The 24,975-nt window shown below is 71.8% G+C and carries 22 protein-coding genes; 14 read left to right on the top strand and 8 right to left on the bottom strand.

Annotated elements, in window-relative coordinates; all coding sequences use genetic code 11:
• The 4 genes from ACWEPL_RS29515 to ACWEPL_RS29500 form a co-directional block, all read left to right on the top strand.
• The coding region (locus ACWEPL_RS29515) for an SDR family NAD(P)-dependent oxidoreductase (protein WP_452438059.1) at positions 1-2,361 on the top strand (2,361 nt) is incomplete at its 5' end.
• 70 nt (positions 2,362-2,431) lie between these two features.
• Complete coding sequence (gene ccrA / locus ACWEPL_RS29510) at positions 2,432-3,778, top strand: crotonyl-CoA carboxylase/reductase (protein WP_363982061.1); 1,347 nt, start codon at positions 2,432-2,434, stop codon at positions 3,776-3,778.
• A gap of 17 nt (positions 3,779-3,795) precedes the next feature.
• Complete coding sequence (locus tag ACWEPL_RS29505; RefSeq protein ID WP_350743003.1) at positions 3,796-4,557, top strand: SDR family NAD(P)-dependent oxidoreductase; 762 nt, start codon at positions 3,796-3,798, stop codon at positions 4,555-4,557.
• Between the two features lie 100 nt (positions 4,558-4,657).
• Positions 4,658-5,623, top strand: a complete 966-nt coding sequence (locus tag ACWEPL_RS29500; protein ID WP_452438058.1) for an alpha/beta hydrolase — start codon at positions 4,658-4,660, stop codon at positions 5,621-5,623.
• Between the two features lie 76 nt (positions 5,624-5,699).
• Here the strand turns inward: ACWEPL_RS29500 and ACWEPL_RS29495 are convergent, their stop codons facing one another.
• Positions 5,700-7,211 carry an AMP-binding protein gene (locus ACWEPL_RS29495; RefSeq protein WP_452438057.1) on the bottom strand — a complete coding sequence of 504 codons (1,512 nt, stop codon included), beginning with the start codon at positions 7,209-7,211 and terminating at the stop codon, positions 5,700-5,702.
• 140 nt (positions 7,212-7,351) lie between these two features.
• Between ACWEPL_RS29495 and ACWEPL_RS29490 the strand changes: the two genes are divergently transcribed.
• Entirely contained in the window at positions 7,352-7,600 is a 249-nt protein-coding gene (locus ACWEPL_RS29490) for a phosphopantetheine-binding protein (protein ID WP_452438056.1), read from the top strand.
• Positions 7,601-7,660: 60 nt separating this feature from the next.
• Here ACWEPL_RS29490 and ACWEPL_RS29485 read toward each other — a convergent pair whose 3' ends face one another.
• From ACWEPL_RS29485 to ACWEPL_RS29460, 6 genes are read right to left on the bottom strand one after another with little or no spacing between them, the layout of a single operon-like run.
• A complete protein-coding gene (locus ACWEPL_RS29485) occupies positions 7,661-8,605 on the bottom strand; it encodes an ACP S-malonyltransferase (protein ID WP_452438055.1) in 945 nt (314 codons plus the stop codon).
• On the bottom strand, positions 8,602-9,714 hold the full coding sequence (locus ACWEPL_RS29480) for a DegT/DnrJ/EryC1/StrS family aminotransferase (RefSeq protein WP_452438054.1): 1,113 nt from the start codon (positions 9,712-9,714) through the stop codon (positions 8,602-8,604). Before ACWEPL_RS29480 ends, ACWEPL_RS29485 begins: the two co-directional genes overlap by 4 nt.
• A 31-nt stretch (positions 9,715-9,745) precedes the next feature.
• The gene (gene rfbC / locus ACWEPL_RS29475) at positions 9,746-10,354 is read right to left on the bottom strand and encodes a dTDP-4-dehydrorhamnose 3,5-epimerase (RefSeq protein ID WP_350742991.1); all 609 of its coding nucleotides are present in this window, start codon (positions 10,352-10,354) and stop codon (positions 9,746-9,748) included.
• A gap of 33 nt (positions 10,355-10,387) precedes the next feature.
• On the bottom strand, positions 10,388-11,248 hold the full coding sequence (locus tag ACWEPL_RS29470) for a 3-hydroxybutyryl-CoA dehydrogenase (protein ID WP_350742989.1): 861 nt from the start codon (positions 11,246-11,248) through the stop codon (positions 10,388-10,390).
• Positions 11,248-12,267: a 3-oxoacyl-ACP synthase III family protein gene (locus tag ACWEPL_RS29465; protein WP_350742988.1), complete on the bottom strand. Its 1,020-nt coding sequence runs from the start codon at positions 12,265-12,267 to the stop codon at positions 11,248-11,250. Before ACWEPL_RS29465 ends, ACWEPL_RS29470 begins: the two co-directional genes overlap by 1 nt.
• Positions 12,268-12,305: 38 nt before the next feature.
• Positions 12,306-13,733 carry an acyl-CoA carboxylase subunit beta gene (locus ACWEPL_RS29460; RefSeq protein ID WP_452438061.1) on the bottom strand — a complete coding sequence of 476 codons (1,428 nt, stop codon included), beginning with the start codon at positions 13,731-13,733 and terminating at the stop codon, positions 12,306-12,308.
• A gap of 400 nt (positions 13,734-14,133) precedes the next feature.
• Between ACWEPL_RS29460 and rfbB the strand changes: the two genes are divergently transcribed.
• Genes rfbB through ACWEPL_RS29430 form a run of 6 tightly spaced genes read left to right on the top strand, consistent with a single transcriptional unit; the run spans position 14,134 to position 20,665 of the window.
• Positions 14,134-15,117, top strand: a complete 984-nt coding sequence (gene rfbB / locus ACWEPL_RS29455) for a dTDP-glucose 4,6-dehydratase (RefSeq protein WP_452438053.1) — start codon at positions 14,134-14,136, stop codon at positions 15,115-15,117.
• Between the two features lie 17 nt (positions 15,118-15,134).
• Complete coding sequence (locus ACWEPL_RS29450) at positions 15,135-17,489, top strand: penicillin acylase family protein (RefSeq protein WP_452438052.1); 2,355 nt, start codon at positions 15,135-15,137, stop codon at positions 17,487-17,489.
• A gap of 39 nt (positions 17,490-17,528) precedes the next feature.
• A complete protein-coding gene (rfbA, locus tag ACWEPL_RS29445) occupies positions 17,529-18,419 on the top strand; it encodes a glucose-1-phosphate thymidylyltransferase RfbA (protein ID WP_350742982.1) in 891 nt (296 codons plus the stop codon).
• Positions 18,420-18,444: 25 nt separating this feature from the next.
• Complete coding sequence (locus ACWEPL_RS29440) at positions 18,445-19,185, top strand: thioesterase II family protein (protein WP_350742980.1); 741 nt, start codon at positions 18,445-18,447, stop codon at positions 19,183-19,185.
• Complete coding sequence (locus tag ACWEPL_RS29435) at positions 19,182-20,009, top strand: metallophosphoesterase family protein (RefSeq protein ID WP_452438051.1); 828 nt, start codon at positions 19,182-19,184, stop codon at positions 20,007-20,009. Before ACWEPL_RS29440 ends, ACWEPL_RS29435 begins: the two co-directional genes overlap by 4 nt.
• Positions 20,006-20,665, top strand: a complete 660-nt coding sequence (locus tag ACWEPL_RS29430) for a 4'-phosphopantetheinyl transferase family protein (RefSeq protein ID WP_355213022.1) — start codon at positions 20,006-20,008, stop codon at positions 20,663-20,665. Before ACWEPL_RS29435 ends, ACWEPL_RS29430 begins: the two co-directional genes overlap by 4 nt.
• Positions 20,666-20,675: 10 nt before the next feature.
• Here the strand turns inward: ACWEPL_RS29430 and ACWEPL_RS29425 are convergent, their stop codons facing one another.
• Positions 20,676-21,074 carry a winged helix-turn-helix transcriptional regulator gene (locus ACWEPL_RS29425; protein ID WP_350742974.1) on the bottom strand — a complete coding sequence of 133 codons (399 nt, stop codon included), beginning with the start codon at positions 21,072-21,074 and terminating at the stop codon, positions 20,676-20,678.
• A 123-nt stretch (positions 21,075-21,197) separates the two neighbouring features.
• On the opposite strand from ACWEPL_RS29425, the gene ACWEPL_RS29420 reads away from it, so the two are divergent.
• The 3 genes from ACWEPL_RS29420 to ACWEPL_RS29410 all read left to right on the top strand — a co-directional run bounded on the left by ACWEPL_RS29420 (position 21,198) and on the right by ACWEPL_RS29410 (position 24,949).
• On the top strand, positions 21,198-21,338 hold the full coding sequence (locus ACWEPL_RS29420) for a hypothetical protein (protein ID WP_350742972.1): 141 nt from the start codon (positions 21,198-21,200) through the stop codon (positions 21,336-21,338).
• Positions 21,335-21,997, top strand: coding sequence for a DsbA family oxidoreductase (locus ACWEPL_RS29415; protein ID WP_452438050.1), 663 nt, complete (start codon positions 21,335-21,337; stop codon positions 21,995-21,997). Before ACWEPL_RS29420 ends, ACWEPL_RS29415 begins: the two co-directional genes overlap by 4 nt.
• A 108-nt stretch (positions 21,998-22,105) precedes the next feature.
• Positions 22,106-24,949: a SpoIIE family protein phosphatase gene (locus tag ACWEPL_RS29410; protein WP_452438049.1), complete on the top strand. Its 2,844-nt coding sequence runs from the start codon at positions 22,106-22,108 to the stop codon at positions 24,947-24,949.
• The last annotated feature ends 26 nt before the right edge of the window (positions 24,950-24,975 follow it).

The raw sequence follows: 24,975 nt of genomic DNA, 5'->3' as shown, positions 1-24,975 counted from the left end.
ACCAACACCACCCCCAACTGGACCACCCTCATCCCCCACGCCACCACCACCGACCTGCCCACCTACCCCTTCCAACACCACCACTACTGGCTCGAGCCGTCGTCCCACGGGCACGGGTCGGACGGCCCCCAAGACGACGGTTTCTGGAAGGCGCTGGAGTCGGAGGAGACGGAGGCACTGGCCACCCGGTTGAAGGTGGACGCGGACGCGCTCAGGACCGTGCTTCCCGCCCTGTCGTCCCTGCGGGACGCGGAGCGCAAGCGCTCCGTGCTCGACGACTGGCGTTACAAGCTGGTGTGGCGCGGGGTGAGCGCGCCGAGCCCGGCGGGGATCACCGGTACGGCGTGGCTGGTGGCCGTGCCCGCCGCGGGCGGCGATCCGCGGATCGTCCGGGACGTCCTGGACGGTCTGTCCGCGCGGGCCGCCCAGGTGTATCCGCTGGTGGTCGGCGGTGAGGACCGCGCCGCGCTCGCTGAAGCCATACGTGCGCAGGCCCGGCCTGGACTGACCGGTGTGCTCTGTCTCCTGCCGCTCGACGACGAGCCGCACGAGGAGCACCCGACGCTGTCCCGGGGCGCCGCGGCCACCGTCACGTTGGTGCAGGCGCTGGCCGATGCGGAGGTGAGCGCGCCCCTGTGGCTGACCACGTCCGGCGCGGTCGCCCTGGACGAGGCCACCGGAAACGGAGCGACCGGAAACGGAGCGGCTGGAAACGGAGCGGCTGGGGACAGCGCCACCGGAGACAGCGCCAGCGGAGACGGCGCCAGCGGAGACGGCGCAACCGAAGAGGGAAGCGGCGGAGACAGGGCTGTGGAGAGGGTCAGTCCGTTCCAGACTGCGCTCTGGGGGCTCGGCGCGGTTCTCGCGGTGGACCACCCGGACACCTGGGGCGGCATCGTCGACCTTCCCCCCGCCCCCGGAGCCGACGATATCGCGCTGCTCCAAGGGGTGCTCGCGGGCACGAGCGGCGAGGACCAGGTGGCGATCCGCTCAGGCGTCGTACGGGCACGCCGCATGGTGCGCTCGCCGAACGGCGGCGCGGACCGGGCGCGGAGCTGGAGGCCGAACGGAACGGTGCTGGTCACCGGCGGCACCAGCGGGGTCGGAGCGAACGTGGCGCGGTGGCTCGCCCGGGAGGGCGCCGACCGCCTGGTGCTGGTCAGCCGACGCGGAAGCGCCGCTGAGGGCGTCGCGGAGCTCGAGGCGGAGCTGACCGAGCTGGGCGCAGCCGTCACGGTGGCCGCCTGCGACGTCGCCGACCGGGCGGCGGTACGAGATCTGCTGGAGTCGATCCCCGACCTGACGGCGGTGATGCACGCGGCCGGTGTCGGGCACGACGACGTGCTCGTGGCCGACACCACGCTGGAGGACTTCGCCGGCTACGCCCGGTCCAAGGTCATCGGGGCGATCAACCTGGACGAGGTCCTGGGCGACCGGCCGCTGGAGGCGTTCGTGATGTTCTCCTCCGGCGCGGCCGTGTGGGGGTCGAGCGGGCAGGCCTCCTACGCCGCCGCCAACGCGTTCCTCGACGGGCTGGCGCAGCGCCGGCGGATCCGCGGGCTCGCGGGCTCCTCGATCGCCTGGGGCGGTTGGGGCGGCGGCGGGATGATGGAGGACGCCGGGGAGCAGCTGGGCAGGAGCGGCCTGCGGCCGATGGCGCCCGACGCCGCGGCGATGGCCATCGGCCAGCTGGTCGGCAGCGGCGGAGGCCACCTGGTGGTGACCGACATCGACTGGGAGCGCTTCGCGCCCGCCTTCGCGCTGGCGCGGCCGCGTCCCCTGGTGAGCGCCGTTCCCGAGTTCACGCGGGCGCTCGAAGCGCCGGCGGCCACCGGGGGCGACGACGACGGTACGGCGTTCGCGGCGCGGCTCGCGGAGCTGCCGCCGGCCAAGCGGGAGCGCCTGGTGGTCTCCCTGGTACGCGCGGAGGCCGCGGCGGTGCTGGGACACACCTCGGACGACCCGGTACAACCGGACCGGGCGTTCAACGAGCTCGGGTTCGACTCGCTGACCGCGGTGGAGCTGCGCAACCGCCTGGGCCGGGCCACCGGCCTGAAGCTACCGGCCACCCTGGTCTTCGACTATCCCACCCCGATCGCCCTCGCCCGGTTCGTCCAGGACAGGCTCGCGCCCGAGACGCCGTCCGGCTCGATCTTCGCCCAGCTCGACGAGATGGAGCGGCTGCTACGGGAGCAGGCCCTGTCCACCGGGGACCGGGCGCAGATCAGCGACCGCTTCCGGGCCATCCTGCACGCGGCCGAAGGGGTGAACGGCGCGGCGGAGGAGGCCGACCGGGACCTCGACGACCTTTCCGACGAGGAGCTCTTCGCCGCGCTGGACGACCAGCTCGGCGCGTCCTGACCCGGCGGGCCGCGCGTCCTGTCGCCGGCCCTTGACCCCCACCCGCTCGAACTCCCGCCAAGGAGAATCGATGAAGGAAATCAGAGACGTCCTCCTGTCCGAGCAGTACGACGCCGAGCAGCTCAGGAACCTCCCGATCCCGGAGAGCTACCGGGCGGCGGTCGTGCTCCACGACGACGTGGACATGTTCGGCGGCATCGCGGCCGAGAACCGCGATCCCGCGAAGTCGCTGACCCTGTCCGACGTCCCCACGCCGGAGCCCGGCCCGGGCGAGGTGCTCGTCGCGGTGATGGCGAGCAGCATCAACTACAACACGGTGTGGAGCGCCATCTTCGAGCCGATGCACACGTTCGGCTTCCTGAAGCGCTACGCGAAGGCGGTCCCGTCGGCCGGGATCCACGACCAGCCCTTCCACGTGCTCGGTTCGGACATGTCCGGCGTCGTGCTGAGGACCGGCCCCGGCGTCCACCGGTGGCAGGCCGGTGACAAGGTCGTGGCGCACTGCCTGTCGGTCGAGCTCTCCTCGGCCGACGGCCACGACGACAGCATGCTCGACCCCGACCAGCGCATCTGGGGGTACGAGACCAACTACGGCGGGCTCGCACAGCTCAGCCTGGTCAAGGCGAACCAGCTCATGCCCAAGCCCGCCCACCTGACCTGGGAGGAGTCGGCGTCCTCCGGCCTGGTGCACTCCACGGCCTACCGCCAGCTCATCTCGCGCAACGGCGCCCAGATCAAGGTCGGCGACGTGGTGCTGATCTGGGGGGCCGCGGGCGGGCTCGGCTCGTACGCCACCCAGCTCGTCCTGCGCGCCGGGGGGATCCCGGTGTGCGTGGTCTCCAGCGACCACAAGGCCGAGCTGGTCCGGGCCCAGGGCGCGGAGCTGGTGATCAACCGGGCCGACGAGGGCTTCCGGTTCTGGAAGGACCCGGAGACCCCCGACCCCAAGGAGTGGAAGCGGTTCGGGGCGCGGATCCGGGAGCTGACCGGCGGCGACGACCCCGACGTGGTCTTCGAGCACCCGGGCCGGGAGACCATGGGCGCGAGCGTGTACGTGGCCCGCCGCGGCGGCACTATCGTCACCTGCGCCTCCACCTCCGGCTACCAGCACCAGTACGACAACCGCTACCTGTGGATGGCGCTGAAGCGGATCGTCGGCACCCACTTCGCGAACTACCGGGAGGCCTGGGAGGCCAACCGCCTCATCGCCAAGGGGGCAATCCACCCCACCCTGTCCGCCGTATACGACCTCGACGAGGTCGGGGTGGCGACCCGCCGCGTCCACGCGAACGCCCACAGCGGCAAGGTCGGGGTCCTGTGCCTGGCGCCGCGGCCCGGTCTCGGCGTCGACGACCCCGAGTTCCGCGCCCGCCACATCGACCAGATCAACCGGTTCCGCGAACCGTCGGACAACTAGCTTGCGGAGGATGAGACGTGGCTGCTGACCTGGCTTCCAAGGTCGTCGTGATCACAGGAGGGACTTCCGGCATCGGGAAGGCCGTCGCGGAGCGGGTCGCCGCCGACGGCGGTGCCGTGGTGATCGCGGCCCGGCGCGAGGACGTCGGCGCGCAGGTGGCGGCCGACATCCAGGCGAAGGGCGGCCGGGCGCTGTTCGTCCCGGCCGACGTCACGGTGGAGGCCGACGCCGAACGGGTGGTGCGCTCGGCGGTCACGGAGTTCGGCCGGCTGGACGGGGCGTTCAACAACGTCGGCGGCGTGAACGGGACGGGGCTGGTGTCCGACGTGGACGAGGCCCACTGGCGGGCGGACCTGGAGCAGAACCTCACCAGCGTCTTCTACGGCCTCAAGCACCAGGTCCCGGCGATCCTGGCCGCCGGCGGGGGCTCGATCGTGACCAACGCCTCCACCTACGGCTGCGCCGGGATCCCGGGCGCGGCGCCGTACGTGGCCGCCAAGCACGGTGTGGTCGGGCTGACCAGGGCCGTCGCCCTGGAGAACGCCGAGCGGGGTGTACGGGTGAACGCGCTGGTCACCGGCAACGTCGACACCCCGCTGCTCCGCAACCTGCTGGGAGCGCCGCTGGACGGGCCGCTGGAGACCCGGGTGCCCAACCCCTCGGGACGGGCGGCGCATCCCGAGGAGATCGCCGCGCTCGTCGCGTTCCTCCTCAGCGACGACGCGGCCTTCATCACCGGCGCGGCACTGGCCATCGACGGCGGCGCCACCGCGCAATAGACGCTGCCCAAATGAACACCGCCGTTCGGCCGGGCGGACCCGCCCGGCGGCGGCCATTCGGCGGATGACCCGGCGCCGCCCCGGCGCGGAGGATGATCTCATGCGCTACAACCTCGACTCAGAGCTCGCGCCATGGGCGTCGATGATCCCCGACGTCGAACTCTCCCAGGTCGTCAACCGGGAGATCACCCTCACCCCAGAGGAAGAGCAGGCGTTCCACGAGAAGCTCCCGCACTACACGCCCGAGCAGGCCGTGGACATCAGCGATCGCGAGATCCCCGGCCCCGAGGGCGCGCCCCCGGTGAAGGTACGCCTCTACCGGCCGCCCGCCGCCGACCGGCCCCGGCCGGCGCTCCTCTACCTCCACGGAGGCGGATTCGTCGCCTCGGACTTAGTGGTGTTCGACGCCCGGTGCACGGAGATCGCCGACCGGGCCGGCGCCGTCGTGGTGTCGGTCGACTACCGGCTCTCCCCCGACACCCCGTTCCCCGGGGCACTGGAGGACACGTACGCGTCGCTGACGTGGTTGCACTCCGCGGCCGGGGAGCTCGGCGTGGACCCCGAGCGGATCGCGGTCGGCGGTGACAGCGCCGGCGGGAACCTCTCCGCGGCGGTCTCCCTCCTGGCCCGCGACCGCGGCGGCCCGGAGATCTGCTTCCAGTTCCTGGACGTGCCGGTGCTGGACGACCGGATGACGACGCGGTCCGTGCGGGACTTCGTCGACACTCCCAGCTGGAACAGCCGCAACAACGAGGCCATGTGGCGGTACTACCTCAAGGACGGCCCGGCTCCGGGCGGACCGGACGTGTCCCCCTACGCCGCGCCCATGCGCGCCGGCGACCTCACCGGGCTGCCTCCGGCGCTGGTGGTGGTGTGCGAGTTCGACCCGCTGCGCGACGAGGGCATCGAGTACGCCCAGCGGCTCGTCCAGGCGGGGGTCGCGACGGAGCTCGTGCTGTATCCGGGGACCTTCCACGGCGCGTCCGTGATCGCGCACGCCGAGATCACGAAGAAGATGCGCGAGGACATGATCTTCTCACTGCGCCGCGGGATGCGGCGCCGCTGAGCTCCGCCCCGCTCACCCGCCGCTGGGCCCGCCCGGCCGGCGCCCCTCACTCAGCGGAGCAGCTGAGCCCAGCAGCTCAGCCGACCAGCTCCGTGGCCCGGGCCCGCAGGCCGGCCCGGTCGACCTTGCGGTTGGGGTTCAGGGGCAGCTCGTCCAGGTGGTGGTAGTGCCGGGGAATGAGGCCCGCCGGCAGCGTCCTGCGGAGCTGGGCGGCGAAGCGGGCCGGCGGCGCGGGGACTCCGGTGTAGAAGACGACGAGCGCGGTGGCGTCGTCGGCCGTGGTGCTCACCGTCACCGCGTCCTCGACGCCGTCGCAGCCGCGTACCGCGTGGTCGATCTCGGCCAGCTCGACGCGCCAGCCCTGCACCTGGACCTGGGCGTCGCCCCGGCCGAGGTAGACGAGCTCGCCGTTGGCCGCGCGCCGGACCCGGTCACCGGTGTTGTACCAGACGCGGCCCTCGCGCTCGACGAACCGGCCGTGGTCGTGCTCGGGGTCGAGGTATCCGGGGGTGGTCTGCGGGCCGGTGATCCACAGCTCGCCCTCGGTGCCGGTCGGCCGTCCCTCGTCGTCGAGCAGCAGGTGGTCGTGGCCGTCGTTGACGAACCCGATCGGCGACAGGCCGTTGACGCCCAGCCCGGGCGAGGTCTCCTGGGACCAGCGGTGACCGACGATGGTGATGGTCAGCTCGGTCGGGCCGTACAGGTTCTCCAGGACGGAGGCGGGGGCGGCCCGCTGCCAGTCGGTGGCGTCCGCGACCTTCAGCGCCTCTCCGGCGAAGAAGCTCCAGCGCAGGAACGGCATGGCGGCTCCGCCGAGACCACCCGTCCTGCGCACCATCGAGATCGCGCTGGGGGTGGAGAACCACACCGTGATCCCCTGCTCGGCGAGGAAGCGCGGCAGGTTCCGGTACGCGTGCGGCGGCACCGCCACGGACGTCGCCCCGGCTCCCCAGGCGCAGAACAGGTCGAACATGGCGCAGTCGAAGGTCAGGTCGAACGTCTGGGAGAAGACGTCGTCGCCGGTGAAGTCGTACCGTCCGGCCAGGAACCGGAAATAGTGGGCGGTGTTGCCGTGGGTGATCGGCACGCCCTTGGGCGTCCCGGTGGAGCCCGAGGTGAACAGCACGTACGCGATGTCGCCGGCCTCGACCGGCCGGGGCCGCGGGAGGGCGAGCCCGGGGTCGATCGGGTCGGTGTCGGGTGCGAGGACGGCGACGTCCACCCCCTCGCCCAGCAGCTCCTCGGCGATCTTCCGCCCGCGTTCGTCGACGATGAGCGCCGACACCCCGGCCGCCTCGATCATCTGCCTGGTGCGCGCGGCCGGGAAGTCCGGCTGCAGCGGCACGACGGTCACCCCGGCGAAGAGGCCGGCGAGGATCCCGACGTAGGAGACGGTCCCCTTGGCTGCCAGCACCCCGACGGCGGCGGGTGACGTACGCGGCAGCGCGCCGCCCCACAGCAGGGCCAGCCGGTGGACCTGGTCGTAGGTCAAGGTGTCCGCGCCGGCCCGGAACGCCGCCCGGCCGGGCGACTTCGCCAGACCGCGCAGAAAGAATTCATAGAGTGCGGGGCTGCATTCTCCGGTCATTGTTTCCTCCGGCCACAATTATTCCGGGCACCAGGTCCGAATATGTTTGTCAAATTCTTTTGTCGAATCCGTGGACATCGAGGTTTCCGCGCTATAACGTCAAGTCCAGATAATTCGATTGAGAAAGGAATCCGCGCGCCATGTGGGACAACCGTTTCGAGGAGATCCTGCGCCAGCACCTGCCTTTTCTCCCGGCCGACGAGAAACTCCGGGAGGACGTCGCGCTGCTGGACTTCGGCCTCGACTCGCTCGGCATCGTGCAATTGCTGGGCGCTCTGGAGGACACGTACGGGGTGCGATTCCGGGACGACGCGCTGACCCCGGAGACCTTCCAGACCCCCGCCGTGTTGTGGAACACCTTGACCGGGATTTCCGAGAACGCCGGCTGACGCCCGCGACGAGGCCACGCGCTCATCACCCGGTGAGCCGTGGCCTCGTCGCATGTCGGGCTAGGCCACCGGGGCCGGGCGGGGCATCATCGCCAGCCTCGGGTTCACCGGGGTCACCGCGAAGTTCTCCCTGGTGACCGCCACCCGGCCGAACAGGCTGTCCGGGCCGGAGACGCACACCCGGGCGACCTCCAGCCGCCGCAGCGCCGCCACCACCTCCGGCCAGCGCAGGGGCCGGACGAAGCCGTCGAGCAGCATCGTCCGCATGCCGTCCCCGGTCGTCAGCAGGGCGCCGTCGTGGTCGTCCACCACCGGCAGCCTCGGGTCGGAGAACCGGAGGCCGTCGAGGACCTCCTCCTCCGCCCGCCGCCGCAGCGCCTGGAACGCCGCCGAGTGCATCGGGGGGCGCATCGTGTACAGCGGGAGCCCGCCGAGGGCGCGTACCCGCCGCTGCAGCCACTCCACCTGCCGCTCCGCCAGGGAGAGCATGTAGAAGTCGTGGTCGATGTAGCAGGAGAGGTCGTACCACTCGCCGCGCTGGTCCAGCTCGGCCAGCACTTCCCGCAGCCCGGGCTCCGGGGTGCGCACGAAGGAGTGGGTGACGATGTCCCGGTGCTCGTGGGCGAAGTAGTCGTCGGTGCAGCGGGCCAGCCCGGCCGTCATCCGTACGGCGTCCTCGAAGGACATGGCGCCCGAGTACGCCGCGGCCGCCTTGCCGCCGAAGCTCGGGCCGACGCACACGACCGGCTCCACGCCCAGGGTCCGCTCGGCCCAGTCCGCGAGGGCCACGCAGTTCACCATGAACGCCACCTGGGCGGCCTCGCTGTAGTCGTTCCTGGACTCCTGGAAGCGGTCCACCAGCGAGTAGCCGAGGACGTCGTCGGCGGCGGCGATCAGCCGCCGCGCCGCGGGATCGCCCCGCATGAACTCGGCGACGTCGGCGAACTGGACGGGGCCCATCCCGGGGAAGACGATCGCGGTCCGGGGTGAGGTGGCGGAGGTCACCAGCCCTCCTTGATGGTGTCCACGATGTGGCGGCGCTGCTCGTCGGTCACCCACCAGCCCACCGGTACGCACACCACGCGCTTGGCGACCCGCTCCAGACCGGGAAGCAGGGCGGCGTACTCGCGCACGCAGGTGTGCAGGTCGTTGCGCTCGTGCACGTTGCTGGCCATGATCCCGGCCGCGTCCATGCGCTTGAGGAACCCGTCCCGGTCGTCCACCTTCATCGGGTAGATCCAGAAGGAGGACTGGCGGTCGCCGGAGCGTTCGGTCAGCTCCAACCCCGGGACGCCGGCCAGCTCCCGGTCGTAGAAGGCGGCGTTGTCACGGTGCCTGGCCACCACCTCGTCCGCCTTGGCCAGGTTGGCCAGCCCGATCGAGGCGTTGATGTCGGTCATGTGGAACTTGTAGCCCCACTCGGGCACGTCGGGCGGGTTGCGCAGCCGGTCCGCGCTGCGGTCGATGCCGAACCAGCGCAGCAGCCTGGTCCGCTCGTGCAGCTCGTCGGTGGGCAGCGCGAGCGCGCCGCCGTCGCCGGTGGTGAGGTGCTTGATGGCCTGGAAGCTGAAGACGGAGATGTTGCCGTGGGTGCCGATCGGCGCGCCTCGGTAGGTGGCGCCCCAGGCGTGCGCGCAGTCCTCGATCACGGTGATCCGGGAGCCGAACGCGGCCTCGGCGTCGTCGAGGATCTCGGCCAGCCGGTCGAGGTCCACCGGGTATCCGGCGAAGTGCACGACCATGATGGCGCGGGTCCTGGGGGTGATCTTCCTGGCCAGGTCGTCGAGGTCGACGTTGAGGGTGGCCGGGTCGACGTCCACCCACTTGATCCGCAGCCGGTTGGCCAGGATCGCCCAGTTGGTGGCCTCCATGGTCAGCGGCGTGGACAGCACCTCGCCCTGGCCGTCGTCGTCGCCGGCGACCAGGCGCAGCGCGAGCTGGAGCCCGGCGGTGGCGCTGTTGACGGTGGCCACCCTGGGGTTGCCGATCCTGGCGGCGAGCGCCGCCTCGAACTCGACGACCTTGGCTCCCTGGCCGATCTGGCCGCTGCCGACCACCTCGGCGACGGCGGCCGGCGCCTCGTCGGACATCGGCACCTTGAACAACGGGATCATTGGCTGTGCTCCTTGCCTGTCTCGCCCGTCGTCAGCCGACGAGGGCGGGGTCCTCGAGTTCGGCGTAGCGGGCGCGGCAGGCGGAGTAGTCCGGCAGCAGCCCGAGCTTCTCGGCCTCGCGCAGGGACGGGGCGGCGAGGTCCTTCTCCGACAGCAGGTCGCGCTTGGCCGGCCAGGGCAGGGCCAGCTCCGGGTCCAGGGGGTCGATCTGGATCGACGTGCCGGGGGACCACGTGCTGGAGCACAGGTACACCACCGTGGCCTGGTCCGTCAGCGGCGCGAACCCGTGGGCGAGCCCTTCGGCCAGGTAGAGGGCGTTGCGGTTCTCCGCGCTCAGCTCGACCGCGACGTGCTCGCCGTAGGTGGGCGAGCCGACCCTGATGTCGACCAGGATGTCGATGATGGCGCCCTGCGGGCAGGTCATGTAGCGGGCCTGGCCCGGCAGCGCGGTGGCGTGCAGGCCGCGGATGGTCCCGCGCCGCGACACCGAGCAGTTGACCTGGGCGACCGAGAGCTCGTGGCCGACCGCCTTCCGGAACTCCGGCTGGCTGAAGGCCTCGAGGAACAGGCCCCTGTCGTCGTGGAAGACCTTGGGCTGGATCAAGAACGCGCCGTCCACCCTGAGCTGGCGGATCTGCATGTCCGAAAACCTTTCTGTGGTGTCCGCCGGCCGCTACGCGTATTCGTAGAATCCGCGGCCGGTCTTCTTTCCCAGGAGGCCGCCCTCGACCATGCGCAGCAGGAGCGGCGGGGGCGTGTAGAGCGGCTCCTTGAACTCCTCGTAGAGGGCCTCCGCGATCGAGGCCACCGTGTCCAGGCCGATCAGGTCGGCCAGCTTCAGCGGGCCCATCGGGTGGGAGCAGCCCAGCACCATGCCCTGGTCGACGACGTCGGCGCGGGCGAACCCGCTCTCCACCATCCGCACGGCCGACAGCAGGAACGGGATGAGCAGCGCGTTGACCACGAAACCGGCGCGGTCCTGCGACCTGATCACCTGTTTGCCGAGCGTCCCGGCGACGAACGACTCCGCCCGCGCGTACGTCTCGTCCGCCGTCAGCAGCGACCCGATGAGCTCCACCAGCGGGAGCGCGGGCATCGGGTTGAAGAAGTGCACCCCGATCACCTGGGCGGGCCGGCTGGTGGCCCGCGCCAGCCGGATGATCGGGATGGAGGAGGTGTTCGACGCGAGGATCGCGTCCGGGTCGTCCAGGATCTTGTCCAGCGCCCCCAGTACGTCGAGTTTGATCGACTCGCTCTCGGGGACGGCCTCGAAGACGATCTGCCGGTCGCCGAGCTCGGCGAGGTCCGTGACGAAGGAGACGCGGGCCAGCGCCGTGTCCCGCTCGGCCTCGGTGATCGTGGCCCTGCGCAGGCCCCGGTCGAGCCACGCGGTCACGCGCCGCCGCGCGGGCGCGAGGGACGCCTCCGTGGACACGGCGACGATCACGTCGAGCCCGGCGCGGGCGCACGCCTCCGCGATGCCCGAGCCCATGACGCCGCACCCGACGATGCCGACCTTGCGCATCTCGCTCATCACGCCTCCTGTGACACCGGCACCGTCGGCGCCGACCAGTGAAGAAGGCACGCCCCGATGGACATGCCGCCGCCGAACCCGGCGAGCAGGACGAGATCGCCGTCCTTGATGAGGCCCGACCGGTTCGCCTCGTCGAGCGCCACGGGGACCGAGGCGCTGCCCACGTTTCCGTACCGCTCCAGCGTCCGGGCGGTGCGCGCGCCGGTGAGGCCGACGCGTTCGACCAGTTCGGTGACCATGACCCCGTTCGCCTGGTGCGGCACGAAGACGTCGACCTCCTGCGGCCGGAACCCGGCGCGGCTCACCAGGCCCTCCAGGATGGGCGGCACGTGCTCCATCACGTAGTTCCTGACCCCGCGGCCGTCCATGCGGAAGTAGTGGTCGCCGGCCTCGACCGTCTCGTGGGAGGCGGGAAGCCTGCTGCCTCCGGCGTCGACCCTGATGAGCTGGCTGGCCCCGCCGTCGCTGGTCAGGTCGAAGCCGATGATCCCGGAGCGTTCCGGCACCGGGCCGACGACGGCCGCGCCGGCGCCGTCCCCGAAGAGCACGGCCGTACGGCGGTCGGTGGCGTCGAGGATGCGCGAGTACACGTCCGCGGCCACCACCAGCGCGTAGGTGTCGGGGCGGAGCGCGACGAGGCTGTCGGCCAGCGCCAGCGCGTACACGAAACCGCTGCAGACGACGTTGATGTCGAAGCAGGCGGCGCCGCGCCCGCCGAGCGCGTCCTGGACCAGGTACGAGGTCGGCGGCTGGGGCGAGTCGCCGGTCGAGGTGGACACGATGATGTAGCCGATCCGGCCGATGTCGACGCCGGCCTGGCTCAGCGCGTTCCTGGCGGCCCGGACGGCGAGGTCGGAGGTGGCCTCGTCGGGAGCGGCATGGCGGCGGGCGGAGATCTGGGTCTTGCGCTGGATCCATTCCGCGGTCACGCCGGCCTTGGCCGCCACCTCCTCGTTGGCGACCTCTTCCTTGGGCAGGTAGGAACCGGTTCCCAGGATTCCCGTGAATTGCTTGGCCACTGCCAGTACGCCTTTCCCATCAGTACCACCGGGCGCGGTCAGAGGGGGATGTTGCCGTGGTCGCCGCGCCGCGCCGGCGTCGCGGCCAGGGCCTCGGCGATCCTCCGCCGGGTGTGCTCGGGCTCGACCACCTCGTCCACGACGCCCAGCGCGAGGGCCCGTCCCACGCCGCCGGCCGTACGGATCTGCTCCTCGACGAGGCTCAGCCGCAGCGCCTCGCGGTCCTCGTCGGGGGCGGCGGCCAGCCGCTTGCGGTGCAGGATGCCCACGGCGGCCTCCGCGCTCATCACCGCGACCTCGGCCTGGGGCCAGGCGAAGACCGCCGTCGCCCCGAGGCAGCGGGAGTTCATCGCGATGTACGCGCCGCCGTACGACTTGCGCGTGACGAGGGTGACCCTGGGCACGACGGCCTCGGCGAACGCGTGCAGGAGCTTGGCGCCTCGCCGGATCACGCCGTCCCACTCCTGGCCGACGCCGGGCAGGTAACCGGGCACGTCCACGAGCACGACCAGCGGGATGCCGAACGCGTCGCACATGCGGACGAACCGCGAGGCCTTCTCGGCGCTGAGCGAGTCCAGGCAGCCGCCCTTGCGCAGGGGGTTGTTGGCGATGACGCCGACGGCCCCGCCGGCGAGCCGGCCGAGCCCGATGACGACGTTGGCCGCCCAGCGCGGCTGCAGCTCCTCGAACCCGCCGTCGTCGAGGAGCTCGCGGACCAGGGGGCGCACGTCGTAGGCGCGGCGCGGGTTCTCCGGCAGCAGCGCCGCGAGGTCGTCGCCGTCCTTCACCAGGTCCGGGTCGAAGGAGCGCGGACCGTTGAAGAGCTCGGTGAAGCGCCGTGCCGTCTGGTACGCCTCCGCCTCGTTCTCGACGACCACGTGCGCCACGCCCGACTTGCGGCCGTGGGCGCCGGGGCCGCCGAGCGACTCCATGTCGACCTGCTCGCCCGTGACGGTGCGTACGACGTCGGGGCCGGTCACGAACATGCGCGCGGCGGACGACATGATCACGACGTCCGTCAGCGCGGGCCCGTAGGCGGCGGCCCCGGCGGCCGGTCCGAGGACGACCGAGATCTGGGGCACCCGGCCGGAGGCCCGCGTCATCGCGCGGAACACCTTTCCGACGCCGTCCATCGACTCGACGCCGTCGGCCAGCCTGGCCCCGCCGGAGTGCCACAGGCCGATCACGGGAACGCCTTCGAGCACGGCCGCGTCGATGGCCTCCACGACCCAGCGGCAGCCCTCCGCGCCCATCGCGCCGCCCATGTTGAGGGCGTCGGTGCAGTAGGCGATCACGTCCCTTCCCGCGACGCGCCCGCGCACGGCGGTCACGCCGCTGGCGTCCTTGTCGTGCAGCGGCACGACGGAGCCGGCGTCCAGCAGCCGGGCCAGGCGTACGGCAGGTTCACGAAAATCGCGCTCGCGCTCCTCCTGAACGACAGGGGAGCCGGTGGGGCTGATAGTCAGCAACGTCGTCCGCCCTCAAAAAGATTTGATTCCGAAAAGGAGGTCTTTTCTCGCACGTTCGCCACCTCTCACATGCCGTGGGCACGGGTGCGACCGATCTTCCGGGAATTTCCGAGACGGCTCTGAATTCGGCCGGTCTCATCAGCAAGAACGCTACATGGGCACCCCTCCCACACCAACCCTTATCCCCACCCCTACCGGGTTTCGGCAGGCACGGCCGGGTGCCGTCCCGTCAGCCCCTAAACAGCCCCTAAATGTACGGCGGGACGGGAGCGAAGAGCTTTTTCCGGTGCCGGTCCCCCCTAAATATCCGGAATTCACTGGCCGATGCCGCCGCGCGCGTCCTGTCATGGAAGTCGCCGCCGGGCGGACCGGACAGGGCCTACGAAGAGGACTGAGGATGCGCATTCTTGTGACGGGTGGCGCCGGTTTCATCGGGTCGAACTTCGTCAACAGGGTGTTCCAGGGGCACTATCCGGCGCTGGCCGAGGCCGAGGTCGTGGTGCTCGACAAGCTGACGTACGCGGGGAACCTGGAGAACCTGGCGGAGGTGCTCGACGACCCCCGGCTCCGGTTCGTCCACGGGGACATCGCCGGCGTGGCACTCGTGCGGGACGCGATGGAGAAGGTGGACCTGGTCGTCCATTTCGCCGCCGAGTCGCATGTCGACCGCTCCATCGAGGGGTCGGCGGAGTTCGTCCGGACCAACGTGCTCGGCACCCACACGCTGCTGCAGTGCGCGCTGGAGGCCGGGGTCGGCAGGTTCGTGCACGTCTCCACGGACGAGGTCTACGGCTCCACCCCGGAGGGCTCGTTCTCGGAAGACGACCCCCTCGGCCCGAACTCCCCGTACTCGGCGTCGAAGGCGTCCTCCGACCTGCTCGCCCTGGCCTACCACCGGACGCACGGGCTGGACGTGTGCGTGACCCGCTGCTCCAACAACTACGGCCCCTACCAGTTCCCGGAGAAGGTCATCCCGCTGTTCGTCACCAACCTGGCGGACGGGCTGCCGGTGCCTCTTTACGGCGACGGCGCGAACGTGCGGGACTGGCTGCACGTGGACGACCACTGCGACGGCATCGCGCTGGTCGCGGAGTCGGGACGCGCCGGGGAGGTCTACAACATCGGCGGCGGTACCGAGCTGAGCAACCTGACGCTGACCAGGCGCGTGCTGGACATCATGGGCATGCACTGGTCGATGGTCCGGCCGGTCGCCGACCGCAAAGGCCACGACTTCCGCTACTCCGTGGACATCAGCAAGATCCAGAAGGAGCTGGGCTACGCGCCGCGCGTCCCGTTCACCGAGGGGCTGGCGGAGACGGTGCGCTGGTATCTGGAGCACCGCGACTGGTGGAAGCCCCTCAAAGCATATGAGCCGCGTTGAACGAGAGGTGCTGTGCCATGCGGAGACGCCTGCGCGCCGGAACGGCGCTGACCGCCGGGCTCGTCCTGGCACTGACGACACTGCCCGCCGCCGCCCGCCCGCAGGACGCGGAGACCCTGCGGGTCCCCGGCCTCAAGCAGCCGGTCGAGCTGATCGTGGACCGGTGGGGCGTGCCGCACATCTACGCCCGGAACACCGACGACCTCTTCCTCGCGCAGGGCTTCAACGCCGCCAGGGACCGGCTGTTCCAGATCGACCTCTGGCGGCGGCGCGGCCTGGGAGAGCTCTCCTCGGTCCTCGGCCCCGCCTACGTGGAGCAGGACAAGGCCGCGCGGATGTTCCTCTACCGCGGTGACATGGACCGGGAGTGGGCGAGCTACGGCCCCGGGGCGCAACGGGCCGCGACCCGCTTCACCGAGGGCATCAACGCTTACGTGCGCCGGCTCGGGCAGAACCCGGAGCAGCTGCCGCCCGAGTTCCGGCAGCTCGGGTACGCGCCCGCGTTGTGGAAGCCGGAGGACGTGGTGCGGATCAGGAGCCACGGCATCGCCAAGAACGTCTACAGCGAGGTGCTGCGCTCGCTCGTCGTCTGCGCGGGCGGGGCCAAGGCCTCGGCGGCGCTGTGGCGGCTGGAGCCCGAGCGCGCCGCCGCCGTGCCCAAGGGACTCGACCCCTGCTCCGTGCCCATGGACGTGCTGCGGACGTACGAGCTGGCCACGCGGGGCGTGGTCTTCGAGAACGGCGCGTTACGCCCGGCCCCCGCCTCCCCCGCGGACCCCGGTGGCAGCAACGGTGGCAGCAACAGCTGGGCGATCTCGCCGGGCCGCACCGCCACGGGCCGGCCCATCCTGGCCGGCGACCCGCACCGGTCGCTGACCGCGCCTTCGCTGCGCTACATGGCCCATCTGTCGGCCCCCGGGCTCGACGTCATCGGGGCCGGTGAGCCCGCGCTCCCCGGGATCTCGATGGGGCACAACGGCACCGTCGCGTTCGGCCTGACCATCTTCGGCGCCGACCAGGAGGACCTCTACGTCTACGAGCTCGACCCCGCCGACCCGGGCAGGTACCGGTACGGCGGCGGCTGGGAGCGCTTCAGGACGACGGCCGAGCGGGTGCCGGTCGCGGGCGCGGCGCCGGTGGACGTGGAGCTCCCCTTCACCCGGCACGGCCCGGTGATCAAGATCGACCGGCAGCGCAACCTCGCGTACGCCGTGCGCACCACCTGGCTGGAGCCCGGCACGTCCCCCTACTTCGGCAGCATGACGTACATGGGGGCCCGCGACTTCACGGAGTTCTCGGCGGCCATGCGCACCTGGGGCGGCCCTCCCGAGAACCAGGTGTACGCCGACGTCTCGGGCAACATCGGCTGGGTGCCCGGCGCCCTCACCCCCAAACGCGACGGCTACGACGGCCTGCTGCCCGTCCCGGGCGACGGCCGCTACGAGTGGGACGGCTTCCTCGACGGCGCCCGCCTGCCGCGCTCCTACAATCCGCGGCAGGGGTTCGTCTCCTCGGCGAACGAGTTCAACCTCCCCGCGGACCACCCCGACGAGATCGGGTTCGAGTGGGACCCGCCCTACCGCAGGCAGCGGATCGACGAGGTGCTCGCGGCGAGCCCGCGCGGCACGGTCGAGGACTCCATCCGCCTGCAGGCCGACAAGGTGTCCACGCCCGCGCGGCGGATCGTGCGCCTGCTCGACGGCCTGACGAGCACGGACCCGGACACCACGCGGGCGCTGCGGCTGCTCCGCTCCTACGACGGCGTCGCGGACGCGGACTCGCCGGAGGCGGCGCTGTTCGAGCCGTGGTTCTCGCGCCATCTCGGGCCGGCCTTCCGCCGCGCCGTGCTGCCGCCGGAGGTGGCGGACTCCATCCCCTTCGTCGACGCCCGCCTGCTGGTCGACGCGCTGGAGAACCCGGACCGGTGGTTCGGCTCCGGCGGGAAGGCGGCGCGGGACGAGCTGCTGGACACGTCGCTGGCAGCCGCCTACCGCGAGGTCGCCGGGCGGCTCGGCGCCGACCCGCGCACGTGGAGGTGGGGGGCGCTGCAGTACACCGCGTTCACGAGCCCCGTCGGCGCGGACGTGGGTCCCTTCCCACGGGGCGGGTCGGCGTACACGGTCGACGCGTCCTCCTACAGCCCGGCCACCTTCCAGCAGTCGTCGGGGGCCTCGTTCAAGATGGTGCTGGACGTCGGCCGATGGGACAACTCCCGCGCCGTGAACGCGCCCGGCCAGTCCGGCGACCCGCGCAGCCCGCACTACCGGGATCTCGCGGAGCGCTGGAGGTCGGGCGAGTATTTCCCGCTTCTCTACAGCCGCGCGCAGGTGGAACGGCACGCCGCGAGCAGGATCACACTCACCCCCCACTGATTGATTTCCGTTTACGAGTTTTCATCGAAGGAATCAGACATGAAGGGCATCATTCTGGCGGGCGGTCACGGAACCCGGCTCTACCCGCTCACCCTGGCCGTCTCGAAGCAGCTTCTCCCGGTGAACGACAAGCCGATGATCTATTACCCGCTGTCGGCGCTCATGCTGGCGAACATCACCGACATCCTGATCATCTCGACCCCCACGGACCTGCCCCAGCTGACCCGCCTGCTGCGCGACGGGTCGCATCTGGGGCTCGACATCACTTACGCGGAGCAGTCCCAGCCGGTCGGCCTGGCGGACGCCTTCATCATCGGGGCCGACCACATCGGCGACGACTCGGTGGCCCTCGTGCTCGGTGACAACATCTTCCACGGCCACTCGTTCTTCGACATCCTCCAGCAGAGCACGTCCGACGTGGACGGCTGCGTGCTGTTCGGCTATCCGGTGAGCGACCCCGAACGCTACGGGATCGGCGAGACCGACGCCGACGGCCGGCTCATCTCCATCGAGGAGAAACCCATCAATCCCCGGTCCAACCGGGCGATCGTCGGCCTGTACCTCTATGACAACGACGTGGTGGACATCGCCAAGAACCTGCAGCCGTCCGCCCGGGGCGAGCTGGAGATCACCGACGTGAACCGTACCTATCTGGCGCGCGGCAAGGCCCGGCTCGTCGACCTCGGGCGCGGGTTCGCCTGGCTGGACGCCGGGACCCCGGAGTCCATCCTCCAGGCCAGCCAGTACGTCCAGGTGCTGGAGCAGCGGCAGGGGGTGCGCATCGCCTGCGTGGAGGAGATCGCGCTCCGGATGGGCTTCATCGACGCCGAGGCCTGCGACCGGCTGGGCAGCGAGCTCTCCGCGTCCAGTTATGGTCGCTATGTCCGTTCCGTCGCCGCCGAGTTCCGCGACTCCCCGTCCCCGAACTGAGTCCCCGAACCGAAGGAGAGACGCCGTGACGAGGACCAATCCCTGGCTGCACCGCTCCCATCCGTCGCCGCACAGCGACGCGCAGGTGATCTGCTTCCCGCACGCCGGAGGCTCGGCCGGCTTCTACCACCCCCTGGCGGCGGCGCTGGCGCCCGCCGCAGAGCTGGTCGCCGTCCAGTACCCCGGCAGGCAGGAGCGCCGCCACGAGCCGCCCGTCAACGACCTGCGGCTGCTGGCCGGCCGCATCGCCGACGTCCTGGGCCCCGGGGACGGCCGGCCGCGGGCGTTCTTCGGGCACAGCATGGGGGCGCTCGTCGCGTTCGAGACCGCCCTGGCCCTCGGCGACCACGGGCCCACGGCGTTGTTCGTGTCGGGGCGGCGCGCGCCCAGCCGGGTCCGCCACGACATGCTGCACCTGCTCGACGACCACGAGCTGGTGGCGCACCTGAAGGCGCTGAACGGCAGCGAGGCGGCGGTGCTGGACGACGCCGAGCTGCGGGCGATGGTGCTGGCCACGATCCGGGCCGACTACCGGGCGATCGAGACCTACCGGTTCGCGGGAGGGGCGCCGGTGGGCTGCCCGATCGTCGCGCTGACCGGCGACGCCGATCCCCTGACGAGCCCGGCCGAGGCGCAGGCGTGGGAGGCGCACACCAGCGGCGGCTTCGAGCTGCACGTCCTGTCCGGCGGGCACTTCTTCGTCCGCGACCACAACGCCGCCGTGGCCGAGACGATCCTCAAGTCCCTGGAGACGATCCGCGCATGACCGCGCTGCTGGCCATCAGCGATCTGCACATCGGATACGCGGAGAACAGGCGCATCCTCGAAGGACTCCACCCCGGCGACCCCTCGGACTGGCTGCTGGTCGCCGGGGACGTGTCGGAGGAGGTCGCCGGCCTCGAATGGGCCCTGACCCTGCTCAGCCGCCGCTTCGCGAAGGTGGTGTGGGTGCCGGGCAACCACGAGATGTGGACGCATCCCTCCGACCCGGTCCAGCTGCGCGGGGAGGAGCGCTACCAGCACCTGGTGAAGGTCTGCCGCAGCCTGGGCGTGGTCACGCCGGAGGACCCGTATCCCACCTGGACGGGCCCCGGCGGCCCCGCCGTGATCGTCCCGCTGTTCGTCCTGTACGACTACACCTTCCGCACCCCCGACGCCGAGACGAAGGAAGAAGCCCTCGCCCTCGCGTACGCCAAGGACGTGGTCTGCACCGACGAGTTCCTCCTCCACCCGGACCCCCACGCCTCCCGGGACGCCTGGTGCGCCGCCAGGGTCACCGAGACCGAACGCCGCCTGGCCGAGCTCCCGCCGGGCGTCCCGACGGTGCTGGTCAACCACTATCCGCTGGTCAGGGAGCCGACTCTGGTCCTGCGGCATCCGGAGTTCGCGATCTGGTGCGGCACCGAGCGCACCGCCGACTGGCACCTGCGCTTCAACGCCTGCGCGGCCGTCTACGGCCATCTCCACATCCCCCGCACCACCTGGCACGACGGCGTCCGCTTCGAGGAGGTCTCCCTGGGCTACCCGCGTGAGTGGCGGCCCCGCCCCACCCCGCCCGGCCGGCTCCGCCAGATCCTGCCCGTGCCATGATCGAGAAGATCCTGCCGCCGTGGGTGGCCGCCGAGGAGGCGTTCGGGGACCCGCCGGACGCGACCCTCTTCCCCGAGGAGGAGGCCGTCATCGCGCGCGCGGTGGACAAGCGGCGCCGCGAGTTCACCACGGCCCGCCACTGCGCCCGCCGCGCCCTGGACCGGCTCGGGCTGCCCGCGGCGCCGATCCTGCCCGGCGAGCGCGGCGCTCCCGGCTGGCCGCCGGGGGTGGCCGGGGCGATCACGCACTGCGCCGGATACCGGGCGGCCGCGGTCTCCCTGGACGCGCTGACCGTCGGCATCGACGCCGAACCCCACGAACCGCTCCCCGACGGCGTCCTGCCGGCCATCGCCCTCGACCGGGAGCTCGCCGCCCTGGCCCGGCTCGGCCCCGGCGTCCACTGGGACCGGCTGCTGTTCTGCGCCAAGGAGGCGGTCTACAAGGCGTGGTTCCCCCTGACGCGGCGCTGGCTGGGCTTCGACCAGGCCCACATCACCCTCACCCGTACGGGGACCTTCACGGCCCGCTTCCTCGTCCCCGGCCCCCGGGTGCTGGGGCGGGAGCTGACCGGCTTCGTCGGCCGCTGGCTCGCCGCCGACGGCCTGCTCGTGACGGCCATCACCGTACGCCCGGCGGAGCTGTACGGCCGGGTTTGAGGCCCCGGGTTCACCCCCGGGCGGCCTCCGCCTCCGGGGCGTCATGGTGCCGGCGGGCGGCCACGATGTCATCGCGGTGCTCGCGGGCCCAGGCGTCGAGCGCGGTCAGCGGGTCGAGCAGGGTACGGCCGAGCTCGGTCAGCTCGTACTCGACGCGTGGCGGGACCGTCGCGTAGGCGGTCCGGGCCACGAGGCCGTCGCGTACGAGGGTGCGCAGGGTGAGGGTGAGCATGCGCTGGCTGATGCCCTCGATCGAGCGGTGCAGCTCGCTGAAGCGGTGGATCCGCTGCCCGAGCAGCACGACGATCAGCACGCTCCACTTGTCGGCCACGATGTCGAGGACCTCGCGGATGGGGCAGTCTCCGTCGGCGGGGACGGGCACGGGAACGTTCAGGTACGGGCCTGACACCGGAGCGCCTCCTTCCCAGGCACACGCGTGTGCGTAACTGACATGAATGTACCTTCTTCCCGGTTACCTCTAGGGTTACCTATCCTTAGGTTGCATACAAGAAGTAACTATTAGGAAGTGACCATGTCTGTCTCCCCCTTCGAGACGCCGGCGCCGGTCGACGGCACCGACCAGTCCGACCCTCAGCCGGCCGGGCTCCCGACGCTGATCCCCGTCGGCACGGATGCCGCGCCGGTGTGCACGGACGGGGTGTGCTACCTGTGAGCGCGCAGGTACGGATCGACGTGTGGTCCGACATCGTCTGCCCGTGGTGCTACATCGGCAAGCGCCGCCTGGAGACGGCCATCGGCCGGTTCGAGCACGCCGACCAGGTCCAGGTGCGCTGGCACAGCTTCCAGCTCGATCCGTCGCACCCCAAGGGCGTCCGCGAACCGGTGTACGACATGCTGGCCAAGAAGATCGGCGGGTCGGCGGCCCAGGTACGGCAGATGACCGGCCAGGTCGCCGAGCTGGCCGCCGCCGAGGGCCTGACCTACGACTTCGACCGGGCGGTCTCGGTGAACACCCTGGACGCGCACCGGCTCGGCCAGCTCGCCGCCGAGCACGGCCTGGACGGCCCGATGCACGAGCGGCTGCTGCGCGCGCACCTGATCGAGGGCGAGACGGTCGACGACCCCGACACACTGGTACGCCTGGGCACCGAGGTCGGTCTCCCCGACGAGGAGGTGCGGCGGGTCGTCGGCGGCGACGCGTACGCCGGCGAGGTGGCCGCGGACGTCCGCGAGGCGCGCCGGCTCGGCGCCGGCGGCGTGCCGTTCTTCGTGCTCAACGACACCTGGGGCGTGTCGGGCGCCCAGCCGGCCGACCTGTTCCTGTCCGCCCTCCAGCAGGCGTACTCCGCCGCCGGCGCGGCGGCCCGCTGACCGCTTTGCCAGCCCTTGGCGGCCGTTTCGTTACCCTGTGGAAGAAGCGTCCGGCATCGGGCTGGTGGCCTATTTCTCTCGTGACTGCTGGGGGGCGAGAGGATGGCGGTGAACAGGTCCCCCGTCGCGGCTTCGGGGGACGAACGCCTTCGCGTGCTCACCTCGGTGTGCGCCGGTCTGAGCGACATCGAGGTGCTGGAGTACGCCCTTGATCAGGCGGTCGCCGACCTGCACGCGCTCGGCGGCATGATCCACTGGGCCGGGCCCGTCGGCAGCCGGGAGCCGCGGCTGGTGTCCGCGTCCGGGCTGCCCCCGGCGGTCCAGGAGGCGTGGGGCGGGACCCGGGACGTGATCGTGCGGGTCCTGCGTGACGGGACGCCCGCCTGCCACCCCGTCTCGCGTTCCGACCTGGACGGGGCCAGGCCCGTGACGGTGGCGGCCGTCCCGCTGCGCGGCCCGGGCCCGCCGTTCGGCGTGCTGTCCGTGCTCTGCGACGGAGCCGCCGAGCCGACCGGCGACCAGCGGGAGTTCCTCGGGTCGCTGGCCGGTTGGCTGGCCAAGCGGCTGGCCAGGACCGGCGCCGACTCGGGTGCGAAAGGCTCGTGGTGGCCGGAGCGCTCGGCCGACTCCGGCCTGCGCAAGGCGCTGAAGGCCGTCAAGATCGGGTCCTGGGACTGGAACATCCGCACCGGAGAGCTCTACTGGGACGAGCCGGCGCTGATCATGCTGGGCATCGACCCCGCGACCGGGCCGCACCACATCGACACCTGGTCGAACATCGTCCACCCGAAGGACCTGCCCAGGGTGATGGCCGCGACCGAGGAGGCCATCCGCACCCGGGCCATCTACGAGGTCGAGTACCGCGCCTGCCGCCCGGACGGGACCACGGGCTGGATGCACGCCCGGGGCCGCCTGGTGCTGGACGAGCAGGGCGAGCCGGTCCGCATGGTCGGGACGGTCTGGGACACCACCGAGAGCCGCGTGGCCCGCGAGTCGGCCGGCCGCGCGCTGCGCGACATGAGCGACGCCTTCCTCGCCGTGGACCGCGACGGGCGGATCATGTTCGTCAACCTCGTCGCCGAGCGGCTCCTCGGGTCCAGCGACCTGAACGGCCGGGTGCTGTGGGAGCTGACCTCGGCCCACACGCCGGAGCTGCAGGCGATGTGCCGCCAGGCCGCCGCCGAACGCGTGCCCGCCAGCTTCGACATGCGCTGGCCGACCGACGACCGGTGGTACCACGTACGCCTGGTGCCGGTGCCGGACGGGCTGACGCTCTACCTCGCCGACGTCACCGACAAGCGGATCCAGGACGAGCAGCGCGAGGCCGCCGAGCAGGCCTCCGCCGAGCGGGCCGCGCGGATCCAGGAGCTGACCCGCACCCTCGGCGACGCGGTGACGCTCCGCGACGTCATGCAGGTCATCGCCGAGCAGGTGCTGCCGCCGTTCGGGGCCGCGGGGCTGGCGGTCCTGACCCGGGAGGGCGATCACCTCCATCTGGTCGAGTCGATCGGCGCCCCCACCGACCTCCTCGGCGAGTTCCAGAACCGCGCGGCCCTCGTCCCCTCCGCCTACGCGGACGTGCTCCGGTCCCACGTGCCGATCTTCATCACGTCGACGGCCGAGCAGCGGCCACCGGGTGCCGGCGGCGGCGACCGTAGGGCCGGTTCGCGCATGGACAGCTGGGCCATCCTCCCGCTGCGCGTGCCCGACCAGCCGATGGGCTACTGCGTGATCTCCTTCGACCGGCCCCACCAGTTCACCAGCGAGGAGCGCACCCTGCTCACCGCGCTCAGCGGGCTGATCGCCCAGGCCCTGGCCCGGGCCCGCATGTACGACCTGGAGCACACCCGCGCCCAGGAGCTGCAGCGCCACCTGCTCCCCCGGGCCCTGCCGTCCCTGCCCGGCCTCACCGCCGCGGCCCGCTATCTGCCCGGCGGCACCGTGGCGGTCGGCGGCGACTGGTACGACATCATCCCGCTGTCCGCGGACCGGGTCGCCCTCGTCATCGGCGACGTCATGGGCCACGGCCTGACCGAGGCCGTCACCATGGGGCGCCTGCGCACCGCCGTACGCACGCTCGCGGACCTCGAACTGCCGCCGGGAGAGCTGCTCGCCCACCTCAACGACCTCGTCAGCGACCTCGGCGACGACTTCTACGTCACCTGCCTGTACGCGGTGTACGACCCGACGAGCGGCGAATGCTCCCTGGTCAGCGCCGGTCATCCGCCGCCCGCTCTGGTCCACCCCGACGGCACGGTCCGCGTCCTCGACGTGACGCCCGATCCGCCCCTCGGCGCCGTCGCGCCGCCCCTCAGCACGCACGAGCTGCGCGTGCCGGAGGACAGCCTGCTCGTGTTCTACACCGACGGGCTGATCGAGTCCTCCAGCCGCGACATCGAGAGCGGCCTGGCCGAGCTCACCCGGCTCCTGACCGGCCTGCGCGGCGGCCTCTCGGACAGCGACCTCGACCGGCTCTGCGAGTCCGTCATCGAGGCCATGCTGCCGACCCGCAAGCAGATCCCCGACGACGCCGCCCTGCTCATCGCCCGCACCCACCGGCTCCCGGCCGAGGACGTCGCCTCCTGGGCCCTTCCCGACAACCCGATCGCGGCAGGCGAGGCCCGCGAGCACGTACGCGACCAGCTTGCCCGCTGGCATCTGGACGACCTCGTCATGACCACCGAACTCGTGGCCAGCGAGCTGGTCGGCAACGTCATCCGGCACGCCAGGGGCCCGCTCCGGCTGCGGTTGCTGCGCAGCCGTACGCTCATCTGCGAGGTCGCCGACGGCAGCCAGACCACCCCGAGGATCCGCCGCGCCAGCGAGACCGACGAGGGCGGGCGCGGCCTCCAGCTCGTCGCGGCCCTCTCGCAACGCTGGGGAACCCGCTTCACCGCCGACGGCAAGTGCATCTGGGCCGAGCAGGCGCTCCCAGCGCCGGACGCGACCTGAGCCGTCCGGCGCCTCCCTCCGGAGGC

This window comes from Nonomuraea sp. NPDC004186, assembly GCF_053603495.1.
The sequence above is the reverse complement of the archived record's forward strand: the minus strand, read 5'-3'. Positions and strand labels throughout refer to the sequence as shown.

Coding starts and splice junctions, on each gene's coding strand:
- rfbC (WP_350742991.1), bottom strand. CDS start 10,354: ATGCAGATCCGCCAGCTCAGGGTGGACGGCGCGTTCTTGATCCAGCCC.
- ACWEPL_RS29430 (WP_355213022.1), top strand. CDS start 20,006: ATGATCGAGAAGATCCTGCCGCCGTGGGTGGCCGCCGAGGAGGCGTTC.
- ACWEPL_RS29420 (WP_350742972.1), top strand. CDS start 21,198: ATGTCTGTCTCCCCCTTCGAGACGCCGGCGCCGGTCGACGGCACCGAC.
- ACWEPL_RS29470 (WP_350742989.1), bottom strand. CDS start 11,248: ATGAGCGAGATGCGCAAGGTCGGCATCGTCGGGTGCGGCGTCATGGGC.
- ACWEPL_RS29450 (WP_452438052.1), top strand. CDS start 15,135: ATGCGGAGACGCCTGCGCGCCGGAACGGCGCTGACCGCCGGGCTCGTC.
- rfbA (WP_350742982.1), top strand. CDS start 17,529: ATGAAGGGCATCATTCTGGCGGGCGGTCACGGAACCCGGCTCTACCCG.
- ACWEPL_RS29495 (WP_452438057.1), bottom strand. CDS start 7,211: ATGACCGGAGAATGCAGCCCCGCACTCTATGAATTCTTTCTGCGCGGT.
- ACWEPL_RS29435 (WP_452438051.1), top strand. CDS start 19,182: ATGACCGCGCTGCTGGCCATCAGCGATCTGCACATCGGATACGCGGAG.
- rfbB (WP_452438053.1), top strand. CDS start 14,134: ATGCGCATTCTTGTGACGGGTGGCGCCGGTTTCATCGGGTCGAACTTC.
- ccrA (WP_363982061.1), top strand. CDS start 2,432: ATGAAGGAAATCAGAGACGTCCTCCTGTCCGAGCAGTACGACGCCGAG.
- ACWEPL_RS29480 (WP_452438054.1), bottom strand. CDS start 9,714: ATGATCCCGTTGTTCAAGGTGCCGATGTCCGACGAGGCGCCGGCCGCC.
- ACWEPL_RS29500 (WP_452438058.1), top strand. CDS start 4,658: ATGCGCTACAACCTCGACTCAGAGCTCGCGCCATGGGCGTCGATGATC.
- ACWEPL_RS29490 (WP_452438056.1), top strand. CDS start 7,352: ATGTGGGACAACCGTTTCGAGGAGATCCTGCGCCAGCACCTGCCTTTT.